General features: G+C 58.9%; 25 protein-coding genes. 10 read left to right on the top strand and 15 right to left on the bottom strand.

Annotated features, from left to right (window positions below):
- Window positions 1-53: 53 nt before the first annotated feature.
- Window positions 54-569, top strand: a complete 516-nt coding sequence (locus tag B150_RS0103605) for a universal stress protein (RefSeq protein WP_020398520.1) — start codon at window positions 54-56, stop codon at window positions 567-569.
- Here the strand turns inward: B150_RS0103605 and B150_RS0103600 are convergent, their stop codons facing one another.
- Window positions 570-1,439 carry an SDR family oxidoreductase gene (locus B150_RS0103600; RefSeq protein ID WP_026168187.1) on the bottom strand — a complete coding sequence of 290 codons (870 nt, stop codon included), beginning with the start codon at window positions 1,437-1,439 and terminating at the stop codon, window positions 570-572.
- Window positions 1,440-1,499: 60 nt separating this feature from the next.
- Between B150_RS0103600 and B150_RS0103595 the strand changes: the two genes are divergently transcribed.
- Window positions 1,500-2,321, top strand: coding sequence for a tetratricopeptide repeat protein (locus B150_RS0103595; RefSeq protein ID WP_020398518.1), 822 nt, complete (start codon window positions 1,500-1,502; stop codon window positions 2,319-2,321).
- A 12-nt stretch (window positions 2,322-2,333) separates the two neighbouring features.
- Here B150_RS0103595 and B150_RS0103590 read toward each other — a convergent pair whose 3' ends face one another.
- Genes B150_RS0103590 through B150_RS19585 form a run of 3 tightly spaced genes read right to left on the bottom strand, consistent with a single transcriptional unit; the run spans window position 2,334 to window position 6,067 of the window.
- Window positions 2,334-4,064 (bottom strand): Mur ligase family protein, encoded by a 1,731-nt coding sequence (locus tag B150_RS0103590; protein ID WP_020398517.1) that lies wholly within the window; start codon window positions 4,062-4,064, stop codon window positions 2,334-2,336.
- A complete protein-coding gene (locus B150_RS22110; RefSeq protein ID WP_020398516.1) occupies window positions 4,057-4,818 on the bottom strand; it encodes an alpha/beta fold hydrolase in 762 nt (253 codons plus the stop codon). The genes B150_RS0103590 and B150_RS22110 overlap by 8 nt, the downstream gene beginning before the upstream one ends.
- A gap of 25 nt (window positions 4,819-4,843) precedes the next feature.
- Window positions 4,844-6,067 carry a D-alanine--D-alanine ligase gene (locus B150_RS19585; protein ID WP_020398515.1) on the bottom strand — a complete coding sequence of 408 codons (1,224 nt, stop codon included), beginning with the start codon at window positions 6,065-6,067 and terminating at the stop codon, window positions 4,844-4,846.
- A 268-nt stretch (window positions 6,068-6,335) separates the two neighbouring features.
- Here B150_RS19585 and B150_RS0103575 point away from each other — a divergent pair, with 268 nt between their 5' ends.
- Entirely contained in the window at window positions 6,336-7,229 is an 894-nt protein-coding gene (locus tag B150_RS0103575; RefSeq protein ID WP_020398514.1) for an MBL fold metallo-hydrolase, read from the top strand.
- A gap of 75 nt (window positions 7,230-7,304) precedes the next feature.
- Here B150_RS0103575 and B150_RS0103570 read toward each other — a convergent pair whose 3' ends face one another.
- From B150_RS0103570 to B150_RS0103560, 3 genes are all read right to left on the bottom strand, one after another.
- Window positions 7,305-7,745, bottom strand: coding sequence for a DUF2141 domain-containing protein (locus B150_RS0103570; RefSeq protein WP_020398513.1), 441 nt, complete (start codon window positions 7,743-7,745; stop codon window positions 7,305-7,307).
- 92 nt (window positions 7,746-7,837) lie between these two features.
- A complete protein-coding gene (locus B150_RS0103565) occupies window positions 7,838-8,143 on the bottom strand; it encodes a winged helix-turn-helix domain-containing protein (RefSeq protein ID WP_020398512.1) in 306 nt (101 codons plus the stop codon).
- A 2-nt stretch (window positions 8,144-8,145) separates the two neighbouring features.
- A complete protein-coding gene (locus B150_RS0103560) occupies window positions 8,146-8,760 on the bottom strand; it encodes a hypothetical protein (protein ID WP_020398511.1) in 615 nt (204 codons plus the stop codon).
- A gap of 213 nt (window positions 8,761-8,973) precedes the next feature.
- On the opposite strand from B150_RS0103560, the gene B150_RS0103555 reads away from it, so the two are divergent.
- A complete protein-coding gene (locus B150_RS0103555) occupies window positions 8,974-9,594 on the top strand; it encodes an ABATE domain-containing protein (RefSeq protein ID WP_020398510.1) in 621 nt (206 codons plus the stop codon).
- 52 nt (window positions 9,595-9,646) lie between these two features.
- Here the strand turns inward: B150_RS0103555 and B150_RS0103550 are convergent, their stop codons facing one another.
- From B150_RS0103550 to mutS, 5 genes are all read right to left on the bottom strand, one after another.
- The gene (locus tag B150_RS0103550; protein WP_162139645.1) at window positions 9,647-10,267 is read right to left on the bottom strand and encodes a DUF4136 domain-containing protein; all 621 of its coding nucleotides are present in this window, start codon (window positions 10,265-10,267) and stop codon (window positions 9,647-9,649) included.
- A gap of 146 nt (window positions 10,268-10,413) precedes the next feature.
- Window positions 10,414-11,412 (bottom strand): tryptophan--tRNA ligase, encoded by a 999-nt coding sequence (trpS, locus tag B150_RS0103545; protein ID WP_020398508.1) that lies wholly within the window; start codon window positions 11,410-11,412, stop codon window positions 10,414-10,416.
- Window positions 11,413-11,513: 101 nt separating this feature from the next.
- A complete protein-coding gene (gene murJ, locus B150_RS0103540) occupies window positions 11,514-13,070 on the bottom strand; it encodes a murein biosynthesis integral membrane protein MurJ (RefSeq protein ID WP_020398507.1) in 1,557 nt (518 codons plus the stop codon).
- Window positions 13,067-15,829 (bottom strand): [protein-PII] uridylyltransferase, encoded by a 2,763-nt coding sequence (locus B150_RS19580; RefSeq protein ID WP_020398506.1) that lies wholly within the window; start codon window positions 15,827-15,829, stop codon window positions 13,067-13,069. Before B150_RS19580 ends, murJ begins: the two co-directional genes overlap by 4 nt.
- Window positions 15,830-15,856: 27 nt before the next feature.
- Window positions 15,857-18,547, bottom strand: a complete 2,691-nt coding sequence (gene mutS / locus B150_RS0103530) for a DNA mismatch repair protein MutS (RefSeq protein WP_020398505.1) — start codon at window positions 18,545-18,547, stop codon at window positions 15,857-15,859.
- Between the two features lie 202 nt (window positions 18,548-18,749).
- Between mutS and B150_RS23515 the strand changes: the two genes are divergently transcribed.
- Complete coding sequence (locus B150_RS23515) at window positions 18,750-21,059, top strand: NADP-dependent malic enzyme (protein WP_020398504.1); 2,310 nt, start codon at window positions 18,750-18,752, stop codon at window positions 21,057-21,059.
- A gap of 63 nt (window positions 21,060-21,122) precedes the next feature.
- On the opposite strand, the gene B150_RS0103520 is transcribed toward B150_RS23515, so the two are convergent.
- Both B150_RS0103520 and B150_RS0103515 read right to left on the bottom strand, forming a co-directional pair.
- Entirely contained in the window at window positions 21,123-21,404 is a 282-nt protein-coding gene (locus tag B150_RS0103520) for a CBU_0592 family membrane protein (protein WP_020398503.1), read from the bottom strand.
- Window positions 21,405-21,477: 73 nt separating this feature from the next.
- Window positions 21,478-22,893: a sigma-54-dependent transcriptional regulator gene (locus tag B150_RS0103515; RefSeq protein ID WP_020398502.1), complete on the bottom strand. Its 1,416-nt coding sequence runs from the start codon at window positions 22,891-22,893 to the stop codon at window positions 21,478-21,480.
- Between the two features lie 233 nt (window positions 22,894-23,126).
- On the opposite strand from B150_RS0103515, the gene B150_RS0103510 reads away from it, so the two are divergent.
- The 5 genes from B150_RS0103510 (at window position 23,127) to truA (ending at window position 26,153) form a co-directional block, all read left to right on the top strand.
- A complete protein-coding gene (locus B150_RS0103510) occupies window positions 23,127-23,465 on the top strand; it encodes a PilZ domain-containing protein (RefSeq protein WP_020398501.1) in 339 nt (112 codons plus the stop codon).
- Between the two features lie 54 nt (window positions 23,466-23,519).
- On the top strand, window positions 23,520-23,864 hold the full coding sequence (locus B150_RS0103505) for a DUF1491 family protein (protein WP_081611290.1): 345 nt from the start codon (window positions 23,520-23,522) through the stop codon (window positions 23,862-23,864).
- 78 nt (window positions 23,865-23,942) lie between these two features.
- A complete protein-coding gene (def, locus tag B150_RS0103500; RefSeq protein ID WP_020398499.1) occupies window positions 23,943-24,464 on the top strand; it encodes a peptide deformylase in 522 nt (173 codons plus the stop codon).
- A gap of 25 nt (window positions 24,465-24,489) precedes the next feature.
- The gene (gene fmt, locus B150_RS0103495) at window positions 24,490-25,413 is read left to right on the top strand and encodes a methionyl-tRNA formyltransferase (protein ID WP_020398498.1); all 924 of its coding nucleotides are present in this window, start codon (window positions 24,490-24,492) and stop codon (window positions 25,411-25,413) included.
- A complete protein-coding gene (gene truA, locus B150_RS0103490) occupies window positions 25,413-26,153 on the top strand; it encodes a tRNA pseudouridine(38-40) synthase TruA (protein WP_020398497.1) in 741 nt (246 codons plus the stop codon). The genes fmt and truA overlap by 1 nt, the downstream gene beginning before the upstream one ends.
- Here the strand turns inward: truA and ptsN are convergent, their stop codons facing one another.
- Window positions 26,154-26,615: a PTS IIA-like nitrogen regulatory protein PtsN gene (ptsN, locus tag B150_RS0103485; protein WP_020398496.1), complete on the bottom strand. Its 462-nt coding sequence runs from the start codon at window positions 26,613-26,615 to the stop codon at window positions 26,154-26,156.
- Window positions 26,616-26,658: the final 43 nt, after the last annotated feature.

Raw genomic sequence — 26,658 nt, 5'->3', positions numbered from 1 at the left:
TTGCCTACGGCGCATCATGCTGACAGAGTGACAGCTCAAGAGGGAAGAAAATCGTGGTTGAAACTGTAACGGAAGAAATCCACGGGCCTTTGCGTCCGGTCACCAAGCGGTGGCGCAAACTTCTGGTGGTCGTTGACGGCTCGCCAGAGTCGCAAGTGGCTATTCGCTTTGCGGCTGCACGTGCCGCGCACATCACCGGTGGCGGGCTTATTCTTTTCCACTGCATTCGCCCCGGCGAATTCCAGCACTGGATGGCGGTGGCTGACCGCATGCGCGAGGAAGCCTATGAAGACGCAACCCAGCTTCTGAAGGAAATGGGTGAGCGGCTGCATGCATACTGCGGCGTGAAGCCTGAGAAGGTTATCCTCGAAGGTGAACCGAAGGATGAAATCCGCAAGTTCATTGAGGAACGCAAGGATGTGTTCGGCCTTGTGCTTGGTGTCGGTTCTGAAGGTGGGCCGGGCCCGCTGGTGGATTATTTCACCCACGAGCTTGCGAGCAACCTGCCGTGCCCGCTGTTCCTTATTCCCGGTAACATGACGTACGAGCAGATCGACGCGATGGCCTGATCAGGTCTTGGTCTCAAACGCCACAAGGTCTTCAAGCGCGCTCTCAAATGTCGGGTATTTGAGCGTAATACCAAGCTCTTCCTTGATGCGCATATTCCGCACACGTTTGCTTTCGGCATAAAAGCTGCGCGCCATGGGGCTCAGGTCCGCGTCCGCGAGCGGAATCAGCGGTGGCACCTCCATGCCAAGACGTTTGGCCGCGATCTCGATAATATCCTGTGGCGCTGCGGGTGCGTCGTCGGCGAGGTTGAAGACGCGGGACGACAGGTCCGCGTTCATGGCGCGCCATACGGTTTCCTCGATGTCGGCCACATGTATGCGGCTGAAAAGCTGGCCTTCCTTGTAGATACGCTTGCCGCGACCATCGAGCATGGTGCGCACGGCGTTGCGGCCCGGGCCATAAATGCCGGCAAGGCGGAAGATGTGGAGTGGCACACCCAGGCTTTCAGCCAAAGCCAACCAGTTGTTTTCCGCCTCAACCCGCCGTATGCCACGATCAAGGTTTGGGCTAGCTGGCGTGCCCTCATCAACCCAGGCGCCGCCATGGTCGCCATAAACATTGGTGGAGGACAGGTAGCCGCACCATTTCAGATTATTAAGTTGTCCTGCACAACTTTTCAGGAAGGGCAATACGGGGTCGCCACCAGGCCCGGGGGCCACAGATGTCAGGATGTGGGTCGCGTCTGAAAGCGCTGATTTCAGTGCTTCCGGTTCCAGTGCAACAGCATTGTATCCCGCCTTGCGCAGACCATCGACTTTAGTGTCGTCGCGGTAACTTGCGCTGACGGTCCAGCCCTCGCTCAGCGCGCGTTGGCCGATATATCCGGCGGTGTAGCCGGGCCCAAAGATGAATAAATGCTCGTTTGCCACTACTGCCCTGTCTTCTGCCTTGAAATTGCCACGGCTTTTGCGCACTTTGCGCGCATGAGAATGACGCCAACATTACTGATTTCGCTCGCGATTGCCACCACCATGCTTTCACCCTTTCGTGTAAGCGCGGCAGAGGGCGGCGAGGAACGTTACCGGGCCTGTGTCGATATGATTGACCGCTCGCCTGATAAAGCCATCAACCTTGCGCTTGAATGGCAGGCAGCTGGCGGCGGTGTGCCTGCGCGCCACTGTGAAGCGCTTGGGCTGTTTCATTTGCAGGAATATGCCGAAAGCGCTGTGCGCCTGATGCGCATTGCCGAAGATATTCGGGTTGGCAAGGGCATGCCGGTACTCGGTAACCAGCGCCTTGTGGCTGACGGCGTGCTGATCGCGGATATGTATGGTCAGGCCGCGAACGCGTGGCTGCTGGCCGGCGAAATTGTCCGTGCGGAGGACGCGATTGAGCTGGCGCTCGCAGTCGTGCCAAGTGGCACCGCGCAGGAGCGTGAACTGCTGGTTGACCGCGCCCGCATAGCGGCGGCGGACCATGACTATGAATATGCGCTGCAGGACCTTGAGGCTGTGCTTAAGGCAGATGAAGACCGGGAGGATATCCTCCTCCTCATCGCGTCAGCCGCACGCGGTATCGGTAAGCTTGACCGCGCAGAAGCCGCACTTGCCCAGTACCGAAAGGCCTACCCGGGCGATATCGCCGCACTTCTTGAACTTGGCAACCTTCGTTTTGCGCAAGGCCGCAAGGATGAGGCACGCAAGGCATGGCTTGATCTGCTGCTGAAAACAGAAGAAGGCCCGGACGCTGACGCGGCGCGGGCCAATCTGCAAAAGCTTGATGTCAAAACAGGCGAGACCCCAGAAGGTTAGAGAAGCTGGGGGTTAGAAGCGAATCACCGCTTCATAAAGGTCCGGCAGGTTATTCTCGAAGAGTACCGCGTCGCCCGCATGCCAGTGCGCCTTCACCCATTCTTCCGCGTCGGCCTGTTTGTCATAGGTCATGACAGTGACCCTGCCGTCATTGGCCTTATTGAGCGCGTCCACAAAGGTTGGAATGCGGTTTGATGTCACCACCAGCACGATATCGCAGTGTTTGGCCGCAAGCGCGCCAAGGTTGGCGTGCTCTTCATCGTGTTTGTCACCCAGTTCGACCATGCCCGGGGTCACGAGAATACGGCGACCGCCTTCACTCACCAGCACATCAAGGCATTCAAGTGCAGCCTTGAAGCCAACAGGGTTCGAGTTGTAGGCATCGTTGATAATCGTCGGACCGCCCGAGGATTTGCTGACCTCAAGCCGGTGTTTGATTTGCGGCACAGACGCAAGCGCGCCTTTGATCGCAGCCCACGGCAGTCCAAGCGCCCGCGCGCTCGCCGCCGCCAGCGCTACGTTACCAGCCTGGTGGTCGCCGAATAACGGCGCCTTGAGGGTATGGCTTTCGCCCGCGTCATCGATGGTCACTTCAAGCCCCGAAGGTGTCATGCGGTAACCGGTGATCACCACGTCGCCCTCCGCACCCACGATGCGGTAATTGCCGGGCACATGCTCAAGCCGGTCGGCCAGCAGATGCGGCGCGATGCCGTCCCGGTTCACAACAACCTGCCCACCTTTTTCAAATACGGCTTCTGCCAGTTCGAATTTGGCGCGCGCGACGGTCTCAAGCGTTTTGAACCGTTCATAGTGCGCGGCGCCGACAGCAGTGATGAGGCCAACGTCAGGTGGTGTCAGGCGGCAGAGGCGCGCGATGGAGCCGGGACCATAGGCGCCCATTTCGACAATGAAAAACTGGTGTTTGTCGGTCAGCTGTTCGCGTATGACACGGGTGATGCCCATCTCGGTGTTCACACTGCCGGGTGTGGCAAGCGTGGGGGCCGCGGCACCGAGGATATGGCTGAGGATATGCTTGGTCGACGTTTTGCCAAACGAGCCGGTGATGGCAACCACCTTGGGCTGAAGCTTGGCAAATTTCTCAGTCGCTTCCGCGCGGAACTTCGCTTTCACTCGCTCTTCAGCGGGTTCAAGGATCTTGTTGGCGACCACCAGCATGAAAGGCGGCAGCTGCAGGTAAGGCAGCATCAGGATGGCTGCCAGCACAACCTGCCAATTATACGGTAGGCTCGCGAAGCCAATGCCGTCCATATCCACAGCGACAGCGTAGTGTGTGCCCTTGGGGGCAAGCACAGCAATGAGCAGTACCAGCAGGTAAAGTGCTGCCATGCCGGCCATGTAGACGGTCAGAATGCGTTTGACGCGCGGCGTCATGACAAGCGGCTTTTTGGACGCCAACCGGTTCGCGCGCGAAAGCATGGAGCCGTGAATGAACGCACCCGCCATCAGTGGCCATATGAGGAAGGCCGCCATGCCTGCGGCAGCGCCAAGGTTTCCGATCAGCGTGCTTTGCGAAATGAGGCCGATAACCACAGCAGCGAGGAGCCAGATGCTGGCGCGGCGGTCAAATGCCATGCTGGCTTTGTACCAGGCGAGGAAGCGCACATCGTCATACTCTTCCTGCTGGAAGATCATCATGAAGGTTTTGCCGCGTTCATAGGCGAACAGCAGCACCAGCGGCGCAAAGGCTATCGCAGGCCAGAAGTTGAGAAGAAAATCACTCATCCTTGAGGTCATCCATGAATGTCCGGATCAAAGCTTCACATTGGTAGGCACCGCGGCCGAGAATATCCCAGTGGTCGAAGCCTTTGACTTCAACAAAACGCGCGATGGGGATCAGGCTCTCATAGCGGCGGCCAATTTCTGGCGGTGCTTCCGTATCGTCCGATCCGTAAATCAGCAGCGCGGGGCAGCGTACGGTTTTAGCGGGCAGCGACAGGTCTTCATTAACCACGCGCACGAATGTGGGCCGAAGCGGCCCGGCGTTTTTATAGTCGGCGCTGCCGAAACGCTCCACATAGGCGTCGCGGAATTTGGTACCAAACAGGTTATCGAGTAGTTGCGCGGTCCGGCCCATGAGACGAAGGCAGCGCGCGCGGATTTTGAAGGCGAGCGAACGGCGGCGCTGCAGCCCCGCGCCGCCAATCAGCACAATGGCTTTCACCAGATGCGGGTGCCGCGCTGCCATCTGCACAGAAACACGGCCACCAAAGCTGTGACCAATCAGGATGTGCGGTGCGCCCGGCACATGCTCAAGCTCGCGCGCGAGCATATCGGCATAGTCTTCCGTGCCAGCGCCGTCCGCAAGTCGTGGCGTCTGGCCAAAACCGGGTTGGTCATACAGTGTGTTAGCGTGGGTCGTCTTGAACAGGCTCGCGAGGCGAAGGAGCGACGCATGCTCCATGCCCCAGCCGTGCAGCCATATGAGCGACTGGCCATTTGTGCCTTCAACCTTATGAAACCAGCGTTTTGTGGTCATGATGGTTTGACCCTCGGGCAACGTATCAGCTCCGCGAGAAGATGGTGGCGCCGCCGGTGGCGGTATCGGTGTCCCCAAGGCGGTCGCCGGACAAGCGGAAGCCTTCTTCAACCATTTCGCCCGAAAGTTTGAGGAAACTCAAGGGCTCGCTTGCTGCTTCCCAGAGGAAGTAGGCGAAGGAGCCCGGGATGGTGTTGACTTCATTGAGCCAAAGCTCGCCACTGTCGCCGTTACACAGGAAATCAACCCGCACACTGCCGGCAAGGCTGAGCGCATCAAAGATGCCGCTTGCGCTGCCGCGAATGAATTTGTCCTGCGCGTCTGTCAGCTCATCAGGGTTCAAGACGCGGTTGAGCGAGGCCATGCCTTCGCTGGGGCCGGTATCAAGCTTCGGCCCGCCGGGTGTGCCGCCTGCGAGATATTTGTTTTTGAAGTCCAGCAGTTCGGCGTCACGCAGCGGGCGCTCAATCGCCGATGTCACTGTCTTGCCGTCTGCGGTCTGGCGTACAGCGATGTTATATTCCACAAGGTTCGCGACAAATGGCTCCACAATCACTTCGCTGTCCATGCGGAAAGCGGTCATAAGCGCGGCTACAAGGCCGTCCATGTCGTCTGCTTTGCCAACACCGACACTGGAGCCGAGGTTGCAGGGCTTGACGATGAAAGGGAAACCAATTTCGCCAAAAGCCTCATGCAGTTGTTTCTTGAGCGCATCGGGGTCAAGAAACTCACCCTTTTTCGGACGCCTGAGCAGCAGTTCGGGCAACACCTTGATACCAGCTTGGGCAGCGACCTTCTTGGCAAATACCTTGTTCATGGTGGCGGCGGCGCCGAGCGTGCGGCAGCCGGCATAAGGGATGCCGGCAAAATCAAGCATGCCTTGAAGCGTGCCGTCTTCACCGTTAGAGCCATGGATCGCAGGGACCATCAGATCAAACGGGATGGTGGTGCGCTTTTCGCCCATCAGGCCCTTCGAGAAAGCCACAAGCTGCGGTCGGCCGCTCGCGGGTGTCGCGAGGTCCAGCATCACTTGTGTCAGGTCTTTCGGGCTGTCTTCAAGGGGATAGCGGCTGCGCCGGGTGAGCGGTGCGCCGGTCCACCACTGGCCAAGCGGGTCGACATAAACCGGGATACCGTCATACTTGCCGGGGTCAAGCGCCTCAAGGAACTGAAGGCCTGTCAGTACGCTGACATCATGTTCAACACTTCTTCCGCCGAAAATGACGGCAATGACCTTCTTTTGGGTCACGGGAGCTCCCTTCACCTGACTGATTGCGGCCTATTCATTCATGTAGCCAATTCGGGCGCGGACGGCAAAGGCAAATGCACCCTTGGCCGCACTTTAACGCACCAAGCATGGCAGCTTAAGGGCGAAGTGCGAGAAATTTGCCGCCGCACGGGTGTGCGGCGATCCCCTATGTGTCTCGCCCTTCAAGCAGTTGTCATTTGACGCCCCCTGCCACCACTTTAAACTGGCGTGCATTGGGGATGACATTTCAAACTTTAACGGAGCATGAATGATGATCATCAGGGGGGCGATGCTGGCGGCAATTCTGGCGGCAGGCAGTGCACAAGCGCAGGACAGCTGGGATCAGGTGCAAATCCGGACGGAGCCACTTTCCGGCAACATCCATATCATATACGGCGCTGGCGGGAACATTGGTGTCTCGGCAGGCGAAGACGGTGTTTTTATCGTCGATGACCAGTTTGCACCGCTGACTGAGCGCCTGAAGGCGACAATCGCGGGTATTTCTGACAAACCGATCCGCTATGTGATCAACACCCACTTCCACTATGACCATACCGGCGGCAATGAGAAGCTGGGCAGTTCAGGCACGGTGGTTGTGGCGCATGATAATGTGCGCCAGCGGCTGAGCGCGGGTTCCTTCATCAAGGCGTTCAATCACACCGAAGCACCGCAAACTGGGCCGGCGCTGCCGGTGGTGACGTTCAGCGAAGAAATGTCCTTGCACCTGAATGGGGAAGACGCGCGCATCATCCATATCCCCAACGCCCATACGGACGGGGACAGTATCATCCATTTCCGCACCTCCAATGTCATTCACATGGGTGACACGTTTTTCAACGGCCGTTTCCCGTTCATTGATACCTCCAATGGCGGCACCATTGACGGTGTAATCATGGCGGCATCTCGCGCTCTTGAAGCGGCAGACGAGAACACCAAAGTGATCCCCGGCCACGGTAAATTGACCGACAAGGCTGGCCTTCAGGCCTATCACGACATGCTGGTAGAAGCGCGCGCACGCGTGAAAGCAGCCAAGGATGCTGATGAAATTCTGGAGGACATCATCGCCGCAGGCCCCTTGAACGACATGGAAGGCTGGGTGAATCCGAAGGATGACGGCCCCACCAAGCTGTTCATCAAAACCATTTTCGACACGCTCGACTAAACTTATTAAAAAAGCCCGCACAAGCCATGCCTGTGCGGGCAAATGCCCCAGGATGAAGGGCGGGAAACGGTAGCCCTAATGCAGGGTGATTTTCTGTGCGCTGCCGGTGTCCGGTAGCTCAAAGGCGGCGTCGGTGAACTTGGGTGGGCCAAAGCGACCAACCGCACCGCGTGACATGCCGTATGGCTCTTGCGGGATGCCCATGAAGTTCTTGTTCAGCTCTCCATCGCTATCCATATCGTGAAAGACGGAAACCGCATAAGTGCCGGCATCAAGTCCCTTGAAGGTGTGGCTGACGCCGCCAGCATTCGCCTTCAGCTTCATGCTCACCTTCATGCCGCCATCGGCAAGGAAGCGGTCAGCCTTGTCATAGACGGCGATGAGGATATTCCCGCTTTCCGTCTTGATATTGCCGACATCTACCGTGAGGTCTGCTGCTGCCGCGCGGTCCGCCAGCCAAAGTGCAGCGCTGGCCATTGCAAACACCTTCCAGAAATTTTTCATCAGTTTATGCATACTATCCTCCTGTCGTGTCTCGGGCCGCATGGCTTTATGCTGTGCCCTGGTTGCTGTCGTCGTGATATTGGTGCCCGCTTTATTGTGGGCTTTTAGTTGTTGGTCTGTCCCAGCATGGCGGCGATGCCGTCCACATAGGTTTTGAAGGCTTTACTGCCGTCTTCTGTTATCTCGACCATGGTTTGCGGCTTGCGGCCGACAAAACCTTTCTCTGTTTTCACGTATCCGTGGTCCTCAAGTTTCTTGAGGTGGGTGCTGAGGTTACCGTCCGATACCTTGAGCACCTTTTTTAGTTCGGTGAACTCGGCCGCGCGGGCGGAAGCGAGGTAGGACATGATCGCAAGGCGTACCCGGGAATGGATCACATCATCGATGGTGCGGTAGTCAAAATCCGCCATGGTTATTCCCCGCTGTTGTAAAGCCGCCTCATCACAAAGCCCGGCAGGGTGAGGAGAAGCGCGCTCGCCGCCGCCATCACTAGCAGCATTTCGCCGTCATAGACCGTAAGCGAGGTGGCGTAGGCCAGCACCGCCCACCAGCCAAGCGCAATATATTTGAGCCAGCGCACGCCGGTCACAACCGCCGTCACCCAGTAAGCTCCGCCCATCAGCGCGGCCGACAGCAGGGTGATGGCCTTGGGATCAAATGTTTTCGTCAGCACCGACACCGCGAAATACACAAGCGTGCCGAGTCCCACCACGGTCCAGGCGGAAGAATGGGCCACAACAGCAAGGTTTGATGTCCGTGTGGGCGGCGGGCAGCGCCGCGCGAGCCAGAATTCAATACCCCAGCCGATGGCGAACATCGGTGCCCAGATCTCCACCATCATCGGCGGCAGGTAGCCATAGACGCTCAGGTACTGAACAAAAAACGCGATGGTCAGCAACATGCCCCACAGGATGAAGTGCACGCCGCTTACCGCCACACGGTCGCGGCCCGCTTCCATCATCTGCCGAATGAGGGCCAGATCATCTGCCGGGTTCATCGGCCGGTCGTCGTTCAGGTCATTTACCATCTTCATGTATCCTTTTTTGCGCCATGCAAAGTACTTTGAATTACAAAGTATGTATTTTTGTACATAAGTCAAGAGGGCAAATTCGGATGCAGTACTGACTCCTGAAAATGCGTGGGGCTGCCGTCTTTGATCATAGACAACAACCTTGCAACTGCTTCGCGCGCGCGCCATCTTCAATAATCACGTATTTCTGCCAACAGGAACATTCGACCGGTGACAACCGACCTATCGCCAGCGCAAAAACATGCCCTGCTCACAGATTTCGAAGAAGACGAGCTTCTGGCCGGGCACCAGGTGCTGGATTTTATCAACACCCTCACTGGTTGGTCGCTTGAAGAGCCCCTTGATCGGTTGGACAATTACATCCGGTTTGCCCAGTGGTCGGTCGTGGCAGGTGTGATGGAGCCGGAACTGGCCGATATCATTGCGATGAAAGCAAGCCTTGAGCCGGAAGAAGCGTCACAGGCGCTCACATTCGCAAAGAACCTGCGCGCGCTAATGCACCAGATTTTGGCGGCCTTCGCCGCAGGGCAGCAGCCAGATTATGACGATATGGTCGCCTTTGAAGCCTTCTGGCAGCATTCGGTGGCTGCACACAGGCTTGTGTTCCTTGATGACCATATTGAGGTGCAGCCAGTGGCGTTCACTGATCTTACCATCATCATGGATCTGCTGACCCGTGATGCGCTCGACCTGATGAAACGCCTGCCGGACAAACGACTCGCCGTGTGCGGCAATGAAGCTTGCGGTTGGCTTTATTTCAAGTCATCCCCGCGCGCGAAAGAACCCTTCTGTGGGGGTAGTGCGTGCGCGAGCCAAAAGCACCTCGCATAAAGAAAACCCCCGGCCAGCCGGGGGTTCTTATTCATCCAACAAAGCGCGTGGATTATTTTTCGTCGCCGAGGTCCAGCTTGATGTGGCGGGTTACGCCGCTTGGGCCAGGGAAGTCCGTGAACAGCGCTTCGGCGAGGTGTGGAACAACTTCCGGGATTGCGCGGTTGCGGGTTTCGGCTTCGGCGCGGCCCTCGAACAGCAGTTCACCGTCCGGCTTACGGATCTCGAGCCACAGGGTGGCGGTGTAGACCGTGCGAGTCACAAGGCGGTCATCGTAAAAATCGACGCCCACAGGGTAGACCGGGTGCCAGTAGCGGCCCCAGTACCAGTAATTGCGCCAGTAGAAGTCACTGCGCGCACCCGGCATGGCGGAGACTTTTTCGCGGCCGTCGCTGATCTGTACGTCAAAGCCGACAATCAAGTCAGGGTCCTTCTCGCCCGTGGCTTTATAGCCCTCATGGCGCAGGTGATTGGCAAGAATGGCCGCATATTGCTGGAACTCAAGGCTGTCCTTGCGTTCCTCATTCATGGGCACAAGCATCAGGCGCTCGCCCTCGGGCTGCGGAAGCTTGTGGAAGGTGGCGACATCGCTGCGGAACGTGCTGGAACATGCGCTCAGTGCAACAAGTGCCGCCGCAAGTACAATATTCTTGAGGGATTTTGCTGTCATCATGCTGGCCATCTGCGTGTTTTCCGTCCTTTTGCTGGCTCTTGACCGGGCCAGTGTATCAAGCCTCGCTCGCGCAGCAAGACTTGATCGCTGTTTCAAATTATCGCAGGCAGCATACAGGGCGAAGCCTGAACGCAGACTGAACGGCCTTAACGCATGAAGCCAATGGCATCCTTGACTTCATTGAGGATGGGTTCGGCGATCGCGTGGGCACGCTCGGCCCCCGCACGCAGGACGCTGTCGATGTACGCTTCGTCCTTTTGCAGGCGCGCCATTTCCTCGGTGATTGGCGCGAGGCGTGTCACGGCAACATCCGTGAGCGCTTTCTTGAAGTCGCCAAAGCCCTTGCCTTCATATTCCGCACACACAGCGTCACGGCTCATGTCCGTTAGGGCGGCGTAGATGGAAACAAGGTTCTGCGCCTCGGGGCGGCCTTCGAGCAGGTCAGCCTTGGCGGGCAGCAGCTCAGCGTCCGTCTTGGCCTTGCGGATTTTCTGCGCGATGGTGTCAGCGTCGTCATTGAGGTTGATGCGGCTATATTCCGACGGGTCGGATTTCGACATCTTGTTGGTGCCGTCGCGCAAGCTCATCACCCGGGTGCCTTCGCCCTGAATGATCGGCTCAACAACCGGGAACAGCTCAATGCCGTAATCGTTGTTGAACTTCTGCGCGATGTCGCGGGTCAGCTCAAGGTGCTGCTTCTGGTCCTCGCCCACCGGTACGTGGGTGGCTTTATAAAGCAGAATGTCCGCCGCCATCAGGTTCGGGTAAACATACAGGCCCGCTGATGCCTTCTCGCGGTTTTTGCCCGCCTTGTCCTTGAACTGGGTCATACGGTTCAGCCAGCCGATGCGCGCAACACAGTTGAAAATCCAGGCAAGTTCCGCATGGCCTGCCACACGGCTCTGGTTGAAGAGGATGGATTTGTTCGGGTCAACGCCCGCGGCTATATAAGCGGCTGCGGCTTCGCGCACTTGGGCGCGCAGGTCTGCCGGGTCTTGCCAGACGGTGATCGCATGCATGTCTACCACGCAGTAAATACACTCAAAGTCGTCCTGCAATTTCACCCAGTTGCGGAAGGCACCAAGATAGTTGCCAAGATGCATGTTACCGCTGGGCTGGGCGCCCGAAAAAACGCGTTTTGTCACCAGAATTCTCCATAATGACGTGGCGGACACCTTTGGACCGGGCCGCTTCCAGAAGCAGCGTTATGGCGTGCGGGCGAAAGCTGGTCAAGCGGGCAACGCGCCTAGCGCTTCATAATTTGCCGCAGTTCCGCAATGCGGATGCCGCCAATGGCGAAGGCGGTGGCGAGATAGGCCACACCGCCCGCAGCAATCAACCCAACCAGATGAAGGATGCGGTTCATGCCCGCGCTTGAGAAGGCAGGCGAATAGAAATGCAGGTACACGAGCAGTGCAGCCGCCATCACCGCGCAGGCCGCGGCCGATTTGAAAATTGCAATCCATGTTTTGCCTGTCAGACTGAAGGCGAAGCTACGGCGCAGGCCAAAATACAGCAGCGCCACATTCACCCAGGCCGCAACAGCGGTGGCGGCGGCCAGCCCCACATGGGCAAAATCCCAGATCAGCGCGAAATTGAGGGCGGTATTGACCGCAAGTGAGACCATGGCAAAACGCACCGGCGTTTTGGTGTCCTGCCGCGCGAAATAACCCGGCGTCAGCGCTTTGGCGACCACGTACGCGGGTAGGCCGAGTGCATAGATGCTGAGGGCGGCTGCGGTGGCTGCGGTGTCGCTCGCCAGAAAGGCCTCACGTTCAAAAAGTGTGGCAATGATCGGCGAGGAAATCAGTGCGAGCGCGACCGCAGCGGGCAGGGTGATGAGAAGCGTGAACTCAATGGCACGATTCTGCTGGCGCGCGGCGCCGGCGTCGTCCCCACCCGCGATCAGGCGGGAGATGCCGGGCAGCAGCACGGTACCAACGGCAATGCCGATCACACCAAGCGGTAGCTGGTTCAGCCGGTCAGCATAAAAAAGCCAGGACACGGAGCCCTCCGGCAAAAAGCGTGCTGCCAGCAAGGTATCCAGAAGTAGGTTTACCTGCAGAATGCCCGCGCCAAGGGCCGCGGGCCCGATCACGCGGAACAGCTCCTTGATCTCGGGGCTCAGGCGCGGTCGTGGCAGGCCCACGCGAATGCCTGCGCGCCTCGCGGCGACATAGACCCACAGAAGCTGCCCGGCGCCGGAGGTTGAGACAGCGATGGCAAGCCAGCGGGCTTTCTCCACCTCGGTCTCGCCCATGAACAGAAGCGCGCTGATCATGAAGATATTGAGGATCACCGGCGCGAACGCCGCGGCCGAGAAACGGTCCCATGCGTTCAGCATGCCGGTGAAAAAGGTCATCAGCGAGATAAGCGCGAGGTAGGGGAAAGTGTACCGCCCAAGCTCGACCGCGAAGTTGAATTTCTCGCTGTCACCATCAAATCCGCCGGAGAGACCAAACATCACCGGCACCATGGCCACTTCCATGCCGGCTAGGAACAGCAAGAGGACGGGTAATAGCCAGGAGATCACCTGACCCGCAAACGCGTCCGCCGCAGCTTTGCTCTCAGGCGTGATGTCCTTGCCAAGAAAACGGGAATAGAGCGGCACAAAACCAACAGTGAAGGCACCTTCACCAAACAGGCGACGGAAAAAATTCGGCAGCTTGAACGCGATGAAAAAGGCGTCAGCCGCCATGCCTGCGCCAAGGTAGCGGGCCACCAGCATATCGCGCACAAAACCAAACAGGCGGCTCAGCAGAGTGAAGCCGCCAACGGTGGAAATCCGCTTCGCGAGGCTCAAACCACCGTCTCCGTATGTTTGTTCTTATGGGTGAAGATGGGCTCGCCCTTGGCGGCTTTCAGCAGCTTTTCCTCAATATTCCTCAGCCTGATCTTGTTGCTGATTTTCTGGCCAACAAGGTCGCGCACATAAAATACGTCAATCGCGCGTTCGCCGTAGGTCGCCACATGTGCGGAGTAGATGGAAAGCTTCAGCCGGTAGAGCGCATAGGCGAGGTCGTAAAGCAGGCCGGGCCGGTCCTTGGCGTTCACCTCAATAACGGTGGACCAGTTCGATGCCTTGTTGTCGATCAGCACCACTGGCTCAACTTCAAAGGCGGCGTCTTTTTTGCCAAAGATGCGTTTTTCCTTCAGTTGCTCCTTGGGCCGCACATTGCCGCGCAAGGTCTCAAGGATGGTACTCTCCAGTTTCGCGAGTGCATGTTGGCTGTCGAACGCGCGGCCATCCATGTCCTGCACCGCAAAATTGTCCATCGCCATGCCGTCTTTGGAGGTGTGGATCTTGGCATCCATAATGGTCGCACCCGCAACACCCAGCGCGCCCACAACGCGGGCAAACAGGCCAGGGTGGTCGGCGGTATACACAGCCACCTTGGTCATGTCCTGGAAGGCTTCAACGCGGGCGGTCACGCCAAATGCGCCGCCACGGTCGTCGGTTTCCTTGATGAGGCGGGCGTTCTGTTCAATCGTATTCGGGCCTTCGGCAATCCAGTAAGCGTCCGACATGCGGTTGGCGTGACGGGCGAAGGTCTTGTCGTCCCAGTCCTTCAGCACTTCGCGCAGGCTTTCCTGCTTGGCTTTCACACGCTCGCCGCGGCCCACATTCACGTGGCCCGCCACCAGCACTTCTTCCGCCGCGTAATAAAGCTCGCGCAGCAGCTGGCCTTTCCAGCCGTTCCAGATGCCGGGGCCCACGGCGCGGATGTCCACCACGGTCAGCACCAGCAGAAGGCGCAGGCGCTCCGGGCTTTTCACCAGCTCGCAGAAATCATGGATGGTCTTGTGGTCAGAGAGGTCGCGTTTGAACGCGGTGTTGCTCATCAGCAAGTGCCAGCGCACGAGCCACGCGACGGTCTCTGTCTCAGCGGGTTTGAGGCCGAAACGCGGACATAGATATTCGCACACTTCAGCCCCGATGACCGAATGGTCGCCGCCGCGCCCTTTGGCGATGTCATGCAGAAGTACCGCCACATAAAGCACACGGCGTGAGATGACCTTCTGGATCACGTCGGTCGATAGCGGGTGTTCGTCCGCCAGTTCGCCAGCTTCGATCTTGGCCAGCAGACCAATGGCACGGATCGTGTGCTCGTCCACCGTATAGTGGTGGTACATGTCATATTGCATCTGCGCGACGACGCGGCCGAAGTCGGGGATGAAACGCCCGAACACACCGGCCTCGTTCATACGGCGCAGGTTGATTTCACCTTCCTTCTCGCTCGTCAGCACGCGCAGGAAGTCCTCGTTCGCACGCTCATCGTTTCTGATCTTGTCGGTGATGCGGTGCAGGTTCAGTTTGATCAGGCGAAGCGCGTCCGGGTGGATATCGAAGCCCTTGTCGTCAGCGACCGCAAAGATGCGGATCATCAGGGTCGGGTCTTCTTTCAGGTCGTCGGGTGAGCCGAAAGAAAGTCGTCCGGCCTCAATAACAAATTCCTGCAGCTTCTTGGTGCGGCGGAAGCGGGCGAGGAAGGTGCTTTTTTGCTGCCGCGCCTCAAGCACGGCGCAGAAGATGCGCGTCAGGTCACCCACCTGTTTGGCGACAAGGAAATAGTGCTTCATGAAGCGCTCAACCCCGCTTGCGCCGGGGTGGTCCTTGTAGCGAAGCTGGTCCGCAAGCATGCGCTGATAGTCAAACGTCAGGCGTTCCTCCGCCCGGTTCGCCATATAGTGTAGCGCCACCCGCACAGTCCACAGGAACGACTCGGCCTTACGGAACTGGCGGTTTTCCGTGGCGGTCAGCATATCCTCCGCCACCATGGTGTCGCGGGTGAGGCCGCCATATAGGTAATGCGCAATCCACCACATAGTCTGCAGGTCGCGAAGGCCACCCTTGCCGTCCTTGATATTGGGCTCCACCACATAACGGCTGTCGCCCATCTTTTTATGCCGGTTGTCGCGCTCCTGCAGCTTGAGGTCGACAAACTCCGCCCCGCTTGGCGCCACCACGCGGCGGATGAAGCGCTTGGCAGCGGTATGGAACAGCTCCTCCTCCCCCCAAAGGTAGCGGGCTTCAAGAAGCGCGGTGCGGATCGTCAGGTCTTCCTTGGCGAGGCGGGTACATTCCTCCGGCGTGCGGGTCGCGTGACCGACCTTGAGGCCAAGGTCCCACAGCACATAGAGCATATATTCCACTACATTCTCCGCCCACGGTGTCGATTTGTAGGGAATAAGGAACAGGAGGTCGATGTCAGAATAGGGTGCCAGTTCGCCGCGGCCATATCCGCCCGTCGCCACAAGGCATAGCTTTTCGGACGAAGTGGGGTTCGAAAGCGGATAAACATGGGTGGTGATGAAGTCATAAAGTGTGCGCAGCAGCTGGTCCATCACGTAGCAAAGCGACTTGGCGGCCGTGCGCCCATTCTCTGCCTCGTCGATGAAGCGGCGTTTCACCTCCTGCCAGCCCGCTTGGTGCGCGGTCTTGAGGATGCCGGTGGCCGCCAGTTGCCAATCGCCCTGCGGTTTGTTCTCCACCATTTCCGCAAGGGCTATGGTCAGCTCCTTGCGGTTGATAAGCGCGCGACGATTTTTGATCTGGCTCATAAAGCGGCTTTCTGGCGGGGCCTGATGTCAGCCCTCAAGTTCGTCTTTGAGACTATAAAGGATTTCAAGCGCTTCCCGTGGCGTTAATTGGTCCGGGTTGATATCACGCAGTTTTTCTTCCAAGGCGCTTGGGCCCTCTGGCTCTTTAACCCGTGAAACTGGTGCGCTTTGGAAAAGCGGCAAGTCGTTGATGAGGCCTGTGACCTTATCGCCCTTGTCGCTATTCTCAAGGTGGTCAAGCACTTGCCGTGCGCGGTCAATTACCCGCGTGGGCAGGCCGGCAAGCTTGGCGACCTGAATACCGTAGGAACGGTCCGCCGCACCCTGCGCTACCTCGTGCAGGAACACCACATCACCCTTCCATTCACGCACCTTCATCGAGCGCAGGCTGACAGCCTCAAGCGTTTCCTTGAGTGCCGTGAGCTCGTGATAGTGCGTGGCAAAAAGTGCGCGCGACTGGTTGATGTTATGGAGGTTCTCAACAGCTGCCCAAGCGATCGAAAGCCCGTCATAGGTCGCGGTGCCGCGACCAATCTCGTCAAGGATCACCAAGGACCGTGGCCCGGCCTGATTGAGGATGGCGGCGGTTTCCACCATCTCAACCATGAAGGTCGAGCGGCCATGCGCAAGGTCATCCGATGCGCCGACCCGGCTGAACAGCCGGTCCACCACACCTACCTGCGCATAATCCGCCGGCACATAGGAGCCCATCTGCGCCATGACGGCGATGAGCGCGTTTTGCCTGAGGAACGTACTTTTACCCGCCATGTTGGGGCCGGTGATCAGCCACAGGCGGTCATCGGGGCCGAGGTCGCAGTCGTTGGCGACAAAGGGTTTGTCGCTCGATTTCTTGAGCGCCTTTTCCACCACCGGGTGCCGCCCACCCTGAATGTTGAAGGCGAGGCTGTCGTCTACCTCAGGCCGGGTGTAATTTTCATTCTCTGCAAGAGTGGCAAGGCTTGTCGCCACATCAAGGTTCGCCAGCGCCTCGGCGGCGGTGGAGATAGGCTCGGCATGCGAGAGCACATCCGCCACAAGGCCCGCGAACAGTTCCTGCTCAAGCGACAGCGAACGGTCACCCGCTTCTGAAATCTTGCCCGCGAGCTTCGAAAGCTCGCTTGTCGAGAACCGTACGGAGTTCGCCAGGGTCTGGCGGTGGATGAAGGTTTCGTTCATCGGCGCGGACATCATTTTGTCCGCGTGCTTTGCCGTCACGTCCACGTGGTAGCCAATGACATTATTGTGCCGGATCTTGAGCGCGCTGATGGCGGTCAGGTCCTGATAGTCTTTCTCAAGCCCCGCGATCAGGCGGCGGCTTTCGTCGCGCAGCATGCGAAACTCATCCAGCGCGGTGTTGTAACCCTTCTGGATGAAACCTCCGTCACGCGCCAGAAGTGGCGGTTCTTCCACCAGCGCGCGGCCCAGTTCGTTGATGAGGTCCGTGTGCTCGCCAAGGTCGGTTGCGGCGTCGGCCACAAGGTCCGGCATGTCTTCAAGCGCGTCCTTGGGCGCGAGAAGATAGGATTTGACCGCGCGTGCGGCCTCAAGCCCGAGGCGCATGGCAAGTAAGTCGCGCGGGCCACCCCGGCCGAGTGACAGGCGAGCCAGCGCACGTTCCATATCCGGCGCAGCCTTGAGTGCGGCACGGATGTCCGCGCGCAGGTGCGGGCGTTCGATCATGTAGGCCACAGCGTCAAGCCGCTCGTTTACCCGCACGGGATCGGTGAGGGGTGCCGCAAGGCGTTTTGCCAAAAGGCGCGCACCAGCGCCCGTCACTGTGTTGTCGATCACGGAAAGCAGGCTGCCTGCTGTTTCCCCCGTTTGCGTGCGGGTCAGCTCCAGGCTCCGGCGCGTGGCGGCATCGATCATCATGGTGCCGTCAGCCGACAGGCGGCGCGGCGGGTAAAGCCGCGGCATCTTGCCCTTCTGGGTATCCTCCAAGTAGTCCACCAGCGCACCGGCGGCGGCGAGGTCGGCCCGGCTCAGGTTCGCGAAACCATCAAGCGTCGCGACATCGAATAGCTCCTTCAGGCGGCGGGTGCCGAAAGTGCTGTCGAAGCGGTGCGGCTCCATCGGACTTGTGATGCTGCGCCAGTCAAAAAGCGCGGCCGCGAGCTTTTCGTCTGACTGGATATCATTCGGCAGCAGCAGCTCACCGGGGTTGAGGCGCGCGAGGTCCGCATCCAGCCGCCCGGCCTTGGTGGGCAGGATGAAAAACTCACCGGTCGAGATCTCAACCACCGCAAGCGACAGGTCGGCCTGCGCGCGGCCAAGTGCGACAAGATAGTTCGCAGCGCGGGCGTCCAGCAGGTTTTCTTCCGTAATCGTGCCGGGCGTCACAAGCCGGATCACCTCACGGCGCACCACGGATTTGGAGCCGCGCTTTTTGGCTTCCGCTGGGTCCTCGGTCTGCTCGCACACCGCGACCTTGAAACCCTTGCGGATAAGGCGGGAGAGATACATCTCGCTTGCATGCACCGGCACGCCGGCCATGGGGATGTCTTCACCCTGATGTTTGCCGCGTTTGGTGAGCGTGATGTCGAGCGCTTCCGAGGCGCGTTCCGCGTCCTCGAAGAACAGCTCATAGAAGTCGCCCATGCGGTAGAAAAGCATGCAATCGGGATAGTCTGCCTTGATCTCAAGGAACTGTTGCATCATCGGGGTAATGCCGGGTTCACGCGCGGCGCGTGCCCACTTGTTGTCAGGCTTGCCGGCCATGCCTGGCGCCTGTGCACCCTCTGCTGTCGCGTTAGCCCCCAACTGCGCGCTACCTTCCATTTTGTAAACAAACTCCCGGTTAACTGCCCGATTTCAATTGTCAGCCGCTTTATGCCATAGTATGCCGCATAACATACCCCGCTTCTAAAGCATTCTTTAATCTGTCGCCACCCAAAGAAGACCAAAGATCAGAGGATTCCCCATGGCCAGCAAATCTTCCAAATTCACGGATGCGGAAGCTCTCCGGTTTCACTCATCGGGACGCCCCGGCAAGATTGAAATCACCGCCACCAAGCCCATGGCTACGCAGCGCGACCTGTCGCTTGCCTATAGCCCCGGTGTGGCAGTGCCGGTCAAGGAAATCGCGAAAGACCCGGATACGGCCTACGACTATACCGCCAAGGGCAACCTTGTTGCGGTTATCTCGAACGGTACGGCAATCCTTGGCCTTGGTAACCTTGGCGCGCAGGCTTCGAAGCCGGTGATGGAAGGCAAGGCGGTACTTTTCAAGCGCTTCGCCGATGTGGACTCGATCGACCTTGAGGTCGAAAGCGAGGACATTGATGAGTTCGTGAACTGCGTGCGTCTCCTTGGGCCGTCCTTTGGCGGCATCAACCTTGAGGATATCGCGGCGCCTGAGTGTTTCATCATTGAGCAGCGCCTGCGCGAAGCCATGGATATCCCGGTTTTCCATGATGACCAGCACGGCACGGCGATCATCACGGCGGCGGGTTTCATCAACGCGCTTGATCTGACGGGCCGCAAGCTTGAGAACACCAAAGTGGTGGCCATCGGCGCGGGTGCCGCATGTATCGCGTGTATTGAGCTCATTAAGGCCATGGGGCTGCCGCATGAGAATGTGACCATGGTAGACCGCACTGGCGTGATCTACGCTGGCCGTACCGAGGGCATGAACCAGTGGAAATCGGCCCACGCGATCAAGACCGACGCACGCACGCTTGAAGAAGCCATGGTGGGTGCTGATGTGGTCATCGGCCTCGCGGCCGCTGGTGCCATCACCAAGGACATGGTCAAGTCGATGGGCGAAAAACCGATCATCTTCGCCATGGCGAACCCGGACCCTGAGATCACGCCTGAGGATGCGCGCGAAGCACGCCCGGACGCGATCATCGCCACCGGCCGGTCGGACTATCCGAACCAGGTGAACAACGTTCTTGGTTTCCCCTATATCTTCCGCGGTGCGCTTGACGTTCGTGCGCGCACCATCAACGAAGAAATGAAGATTGCAGCCGCCCAAGCCATCGCAGAGCTGGCACGTGAAGATGTGCCGGACGAAGTGGCTGCAGCTTATGGTGGCCAGCAGCCACATTACGGCCCGGAATATATCATCCCGGCACCGTTCGACCCGCGCCTTATCCGCCGCATTCCGGTGAAGGTGGCACAGGCCGCGATGGACACCGGCGTTGCGCGTAAACCGATCGCCGACATGGAAGCTTATGAGAAAGAGCTCGCCGGTCGCCTCGACCCTACGGCAGACACGCTCTCGGCCATGTTCGAGGACCTCAAGCGCCGTACGCCCAAGCGTGTGGTATTCGCCGAAGCTGAGGAAGAGAAAGTCCTGCGCGCAGCCATTGGTTTCAAGAACGCTGGCTACGGTGTGCCGGTGCTCGTGGGCTATGAAGCGCCGATCCGCGAAAAGCTGCGTGAAATGGGTGTGGACGACCAGGCGTTTGAAATTGTCAATGCCGCCAATACCCCGCGCACCAACGACTATGTGGATTATATCTACGAGCGTCTGAACCGCCGTGGCTTCCTGCTGCGCGATGTGCAGCGCCTTGTCAAACGTGACCGGAACGTCTTCTCGGCGTGCATGGTGGCGACGGGTGATGCGGACGCGGTTGTGACCGGTGTGACCCGCCACTACTGGCGCGCGCTCAAGAACATCCGCCGCGTGATCGACCCGCTGCCGGGCATGCGCCCGTTTGGTATGTCGATCGTGGTGACCAAATCACGCACGGTCTTCATGGCAGACACCACGGTGAACGAACGCCCGGGTGCCGAAGACCTTGCCGACATCGCGCAGAATGCAGCTTATTTTGTCCAGCGCCTCGGCCACGAGCCACGGGTGGCGTTCCTGTCGTTCTCGAACTTCGGCAACCCGCCGTCGGACAAGACAAAACACATCCAACAGGCTGTAAACATCCTCAACGAACGCAACGTGGACTTCGAGTTTGACGGTGAGATGCAGGCTGACGTGGCACTCAACCGCAGCCTCATGGAACAATATCCGTTCATGAACCTCTCGGGCCCCGCAAACGTGCTTGTGATGCCTGCGCTCCATAGCGCCAACATCGGCTACAAGCTGCTGGCGGAACTTGGGGGTGGCCGGGTGATCGGCCCGATGCTTTTGGGCATGAGCCACTCGATCCAGATCGCGCGCATGACTGCGTCTGCGTCCGACCTTGTGAACATGGCAGGCCTTGCAGCCTCGACCGCGCATGCGCTTGAAGGCGTTCGCAAGGAACTGCTGGGCGAAGGCGAAGACGCATAAATACTGTAGAGCTCAGATCAAAGAGGCTGGACGGTAATCGTCCGGCCTTTTTCTGTTAAAGGGTCAGTGCTCACTCTCGCGTGGGGCGATAAGGCCGCGAGCGACGATCACCGCGTTCCGCACCGCGAAAAGCGCAATCACACACCAGAAAATATTGAGCGCGACCGAAGGGTAGGCGCCATAGTAGCCGCTATTGATGGCAATGCCCGCGGCGCCAAAGAAATTGAGCGCGGTTACTGTAAGCGTCCGGTCACGGAAGCGCGCATCTGTGCTGCAATAATAGGCGGTGAGCAGCAGGATGCTGCCAACAATACCGATGATGTTGATGATCAGTTCAAGGCTCATGCCCTGTCTCCGTAAATGGCGGCTGTCAGCGCCTTATTTTAGTTGTTCGGGTGACCTTGGGTTTGGGTGAGGCTCAGGCCTCCTCCCATTCCTTCAATTTGCGGTAGAGGGTTGAGGGGTTTACCTCAAGTTTTTTGGCGGCCTTGCGCACCTTGCCGCCCATCAGGCTGATGGCATGCTCGATAATGCGCCGTTCTGACACGGCCAGTGGTTCAATCTCTTCCGCGCTGATCGGCATGGCGGAAAAGGCGGCGGGGGCAGGTGCCGGGCGTGCGGGTGCGGCCTCGGGGATACCGGCTTCGGCGCGTAGGCGGCGGGTCGGCCCCATCAGCCGTTCCAGCATTTTGGTCGTCAGCACCGGGCCGTCATTGAGCACGACGGCAGAATGAATGACGTTGCCAAGCTCACGCACGTTGCCGGGCCAGCTGTGGGCCTTCAGTCGCGCTTCTGCTTCGGGCTCGATCTGGTCGAAGGTCTTGGCCTCTTCCGCGGCATATTGTGCCAGCAGGTGATGCGCGATCAGCAGCACATCATCGCCGCGCTCGGCCAGCGGCGGCAGGTGAATAGGCACCACATGCAGGCGGTAATAAAGGTCCTCGCGGAAACGCCCGGCCTCCACTTCTTCCCATGGGTTGCGGTTGGTGGCGCAAACAAACCGTACATTTACGTTGCGGGGTGTGTTGCTGCCCACCGGCACCACCTGGCCTGTCTGGATGAAGCGCAGCAGCTTGGCCTGCAAATCGAGCGGCATTTCGCAAATCTCGTCGAGGAACAGGGTGCCGCCGTCCGCTGTTACCGCTGCACCGTCACGGTCGGCGGTCGCGCCGGTGAAGGCCCCCTTCTTGTGACCAAAAATCTCGCTTTCGATCAGGTTGGCCGGGATGGCGGCGCAGTTGAGGGCGACAAAACGTTTGTCCTTGCGCGGGCTCTGGTTATGGACGGCCTCAGCGCACAGTTCCTTACCCGTACCCGAAGGCCCCATGATGAAGACGGACGCCTTGGAGGCAGCACAATCCTCAATCATGCGGTAAACCGCCTGCATCGCGGGGCTTGAGCCGATGAAGCGCTCGAACTTTTTGGCGCGGCCACCCGCGAACTGTTCCACAAGGCCGGACAGGCGGTGGATTTCAAGCGCGTTGCGGACAGTGGTAAGGATACGTTCGGCCGAGAAAGGCTTGAGAAGAAAGTCCGTCGCGCCTTCGCGCATGGCGTCAACGGCCACTTTGACCGAGCCGTGCGCGGTGATAACGATGACCCGCACATCACGTTTTTCGTCATGCAGTCGCTTGAGGATTTCAAGCCCGTCCATATCCGGTAGCATGAGGTCGAGGAGGATCACGCTCGGCAGTGCCGCATCGATTTTTTTGAGTGCCGTTTCACCCGTTTCGGCAATCTCCACTGGCAGGCCGAGCGGGCGCAGATATTCGCGGTATGTCAGCGCGAGTGTCGGGCTGTCTTCAACGATCAGGATACTTGAGCTGCGTTCCATTCTATCCCCGGCCATTGCCTGTAAGCCTGCGCGGATGCCGCACATTTCCCGCACAGTTTTCGCACACATTGCTGCATTTTGCGACACAGATTTCGCACATCGCGACAAAGGTAGCTTGGCGGGTATTTTCCTCAAATTGCATCTTGTTGGTGACGATTGATTCACATGTCATTGCTAGACTGACCCAATGATATCAGGCAAAATGCCAGCTCAGTCGTTTGAGAGGGCCTCCTATGGCACAGGAAAAACATGACACCCAGACAGATGCGGACCACCGGCGGCACCGGCGGCGGTCGGTCTTGTGGCCTGCCAAACTGACGGTCGGAAAACACACCGTTTCCTGCCAGATCTGGAACCTGTCGCTCGGCGGCGCACGTGTGCGCGTTGACCTTCCGCTCAAGGAAGGCTCCGAGATTACCCTCTCCGTCGCGGACCGCGGGGATATCCCGTGCGAAGTTGCCTGGGCGCGCGATGCCTCGCTTGGTATTTCCTTCAAGGTTCCTGAAGATCATATCCGCAAAATGTTCGCTGACCGGCTTCATGTGCTTGGCCTTGAAGAAGACGCCCTTTAGGCCATTCTCCCGCTTCCGCTTGACCTTAAACGTTCCCGGCCCTCATATGAGGGCATGATGGACGACCGGCTGCCGACAAAAATCTGGATCGACGCGCATGTGCGCACCTGCCATGCGCAGGGCTCCCCGGCCTTTGTGGTCGCTAAGGGTGATGAAGCGCGCGGCGGCATCCTGCTCAAGGTGAACCAGTTCGGCAAAGGTGTGCATCTCTATGAGCAGTCGCGCGATTTTGACGGCAACCGCATCTGGCGTCGCCTTGGCCCTGAAACGGGCGAGGCGGAAGCGGACGCAGACGCCCGCGTGCGCAAGAAGCGCCAGTTTGACAGCGACCTATGGGTTGTCGAGATTGAAGATATGCATGGCAGTTATAGCTGCGATGCGCCGGTTTCCGCGCTTTGATGCAGCTTTCGGCTTGACGGCAGGCATGTGCGTCCATAGGTAATGCGGGAACAGATAAAGCCTTTTGGAACTATAGCTATGGCCAAACTACCGATCATCAATGTGCCCGATCCTCTTCTGAAGACCATGTCCGACAAGGTTGGACAGGTGGATGACGATCTGCGCCGTCTGATGGATAACATGCTCGAAACCATGTATGACGCGCCGGGCATTGGTCTTGCCGCCATTCAGGTTGCGGTTCCAAAACGCGTGATCGTGATGGATACCGAGGGCGACGAAGATACAGGCCGCAAGCCCGTGTTCCTCGTGAACCCTGAAATCACGTGGGAATCGGAAGAATTCAGCGTCTATAACGAAGGCTGCCTCTCGGTGCCCGAGCATTATGCCGAAGTAGAGCGCCCGGCCAAGGTGAAGGTCAAATATTTCGACTATCACGGCAAGCAGCAGGAAGAGCTGATGGAAGGCCTGAAGGCAACCTGCGTGCAGCACGAGATTGACCACCTGAACGGCGTTGTGTTCATCGACTATCTGTCGAAGTTGAAGCGCAATATGATCATCAAGAAGGTTCGCAAGGCAACAAAGGACGTTGAAGTCCTTTAGCCGCCTGCGGCAGGAGCACGGCAGCATGCGCGTTGCATTCATGGGCACCCCGGACTTTGCGGTGCCAACCCTGAAAGCACTGATTGATGCCGGGCACGAGCTTGTTGGTGTCTATAGCCAGCCGCCAGCGCCTGCCGGGCGAGGCAAGAAACTGCGCCCATCACCGGTTCATGCTTTTGCGGAAAGCCATGGCCTGCCGGTGTTCACGCCAAAATCCATGCGGGACGCCGAGGCGCAGGCCGAATTCGCTGGCCTGAAGGCTGACGTTGCCGTGGTCGTGGCTTACGGCCAGATCCTGCCACAAGTGGTGCTGGATACGCCCAGGTTCGGCTGCGTGAATGTGCATGCAAGCCTGCTGCCACGTTGGCGCGGTGCTGCCCCCATTCACCGCGCGGTCATGGCTGGGGACACCAAGACCGGCGTGTGCATCATGCAAATGGAAGCCGGTCTTGATACTGGCCCCGTGTTGATGCGTGCGGAAACTCATATCGCAGCGCACGACACCACGCTCAGCCTGCATGATCGCCTTTCCGAGATGGGCGCGAGCCTTATTGACGCGGCAATCACCGGCCTCGCGGATGGCACACTCAGCGCAGAGGTGCAGGGTGAAGAAGGCGTCACCTACGCCAAAAAAATCGACAAAGCGGAAGCACGGACCGATTGGACCCGACCAGCGGTAGAGATTGATCGCCATGTGCGTGGTCTGTTTCCATTCCCCGGCGCCTGGTCCGAGATGGCGGGCGAGCGTGTGAAGATTTTGGCAGGTGAAATCGTTGATGCGGAAGGCGCAGCAGGTACCGCACTTGATGACGAACTCCTTATCGCTTGCGGCGAAGGCGCCTACCGCATCACGCGTGCCCAGCGCGCGGGCAAGGGGCCGATGGACCGCGGAGACCTTCTGCGCGGCTTCAAGGTGCCCAAAGGTACAAAAGTTGGCCTGGACGACTGATGCAGCGCTTCAAGCTCACCATTGAATATGATGGCAGGCCCTATGTGGGTTGGCAGCGGCAGGAGAACGGACCGTCCGTTCAGGCCGCGCTTGAGGATGCCTGCAAGGGCTTTGCGCCCAATGAGGACGTGAAGGTTATGGGCTCGGGCCGCACAGACGCTGGCGTGCATGCTACCGGCCAGGTTGCCCATCTCGATCTTGAGCGCCCGATGACGGCAGATGCCCTTCAGGGCGCGCTAAACTATCACCTTCGGCCAAACCCGGTTGCTGTGGTGGCGGTGGAACTGGTGGATGAGGAGTTTCACGCTCGCTTCTCAGCGCTCAAGCGGCATTATACTTATAAAATCCTCAACCGGCGCGCGCCGGCAAGTTTCCAGCGTGGCCTGATGTGGCAGGTGAAAACACCGCTTGATCATGAAGCCATGCATGAAGCGGCGCAGCATCTGGTGGGGCAGCATGATTTCACCACCTTCCGCCATGCGCATTGTCAGGCCAAAAGCCCGGTCAAAACCATGGACTACCTGACGGTGGAGCGCTTTGGTGAGGAAGTGCACATCCATGCAGGCGCACGCTCGTTCCTACACCACCAGATCCGGTCAATTACCGGAACACTCAAACTGGTGGGGGAAGGCAACTGGACGCCCGCTGATGTTAAAGCCGCGCTTGAAGCGCGCGACCGTACCCGGCTTGGGCTCAACGCCCCGCCGGATGGTCTTTATTTCCGCAAAGTGGAATTCTAGCTACGCTGCATTGCTCGTGGGTTGCGCCAGCATGGCGTAAAGCGCGCCAGCGTCTGCGGTTACACGCAGCTTGTTGAGCGTGTTTTCATCCCGCAGAAGGCGCGAAATACGCGCGAGCGCCTTCAAGTGGTCCGCGCCAGCGTCCACGGGGGCAAGCAGCATGAAAACGATGTCGACCGGCTGGTCGTCCACGCTGTCAAAGTCGATAGGGGATGCCAGCCGCGCGAACAGGCCGACAATTCGGTCAAGGCCTTCAATGCGCGCATGGGGAATAGCAACACCCTTGCCAACACCCGTGCTACCCAGGCGTTCGCGTTCCAGCAAACTTTCGAAAACAGTACGGGGGTCGAGGCCGAGCCCGTCGGCGAGCTTGCGCGACAGTGCCTGAATGGTCTGTTTTTTACTCGATGCTCTGAAGTCGGCGAGAACATTCTCAGCCGCAAGCAAATCTTCGATCTCCATGATCTCTCTCTTGTCCGGGCCCAGGACAGTCGGGCCCGGAAAC

The organism is Kordiimonas gwangyangensis DSM 19435 = JCM 12864, from assembly GCF_000375545.1.
Taxonomy (GTDB): Bacteria; Pseudomonadota; Alphaproteobacteria; order Sphingomonadales; family Kordiimonadaceae; genus Kordiimonas; species Kordiimonas gwangyangensis.
Note: the sequence above shows the minus strand (reverse complement) of the source record. Positions and strands in the feature narration are given on the sequence as shown.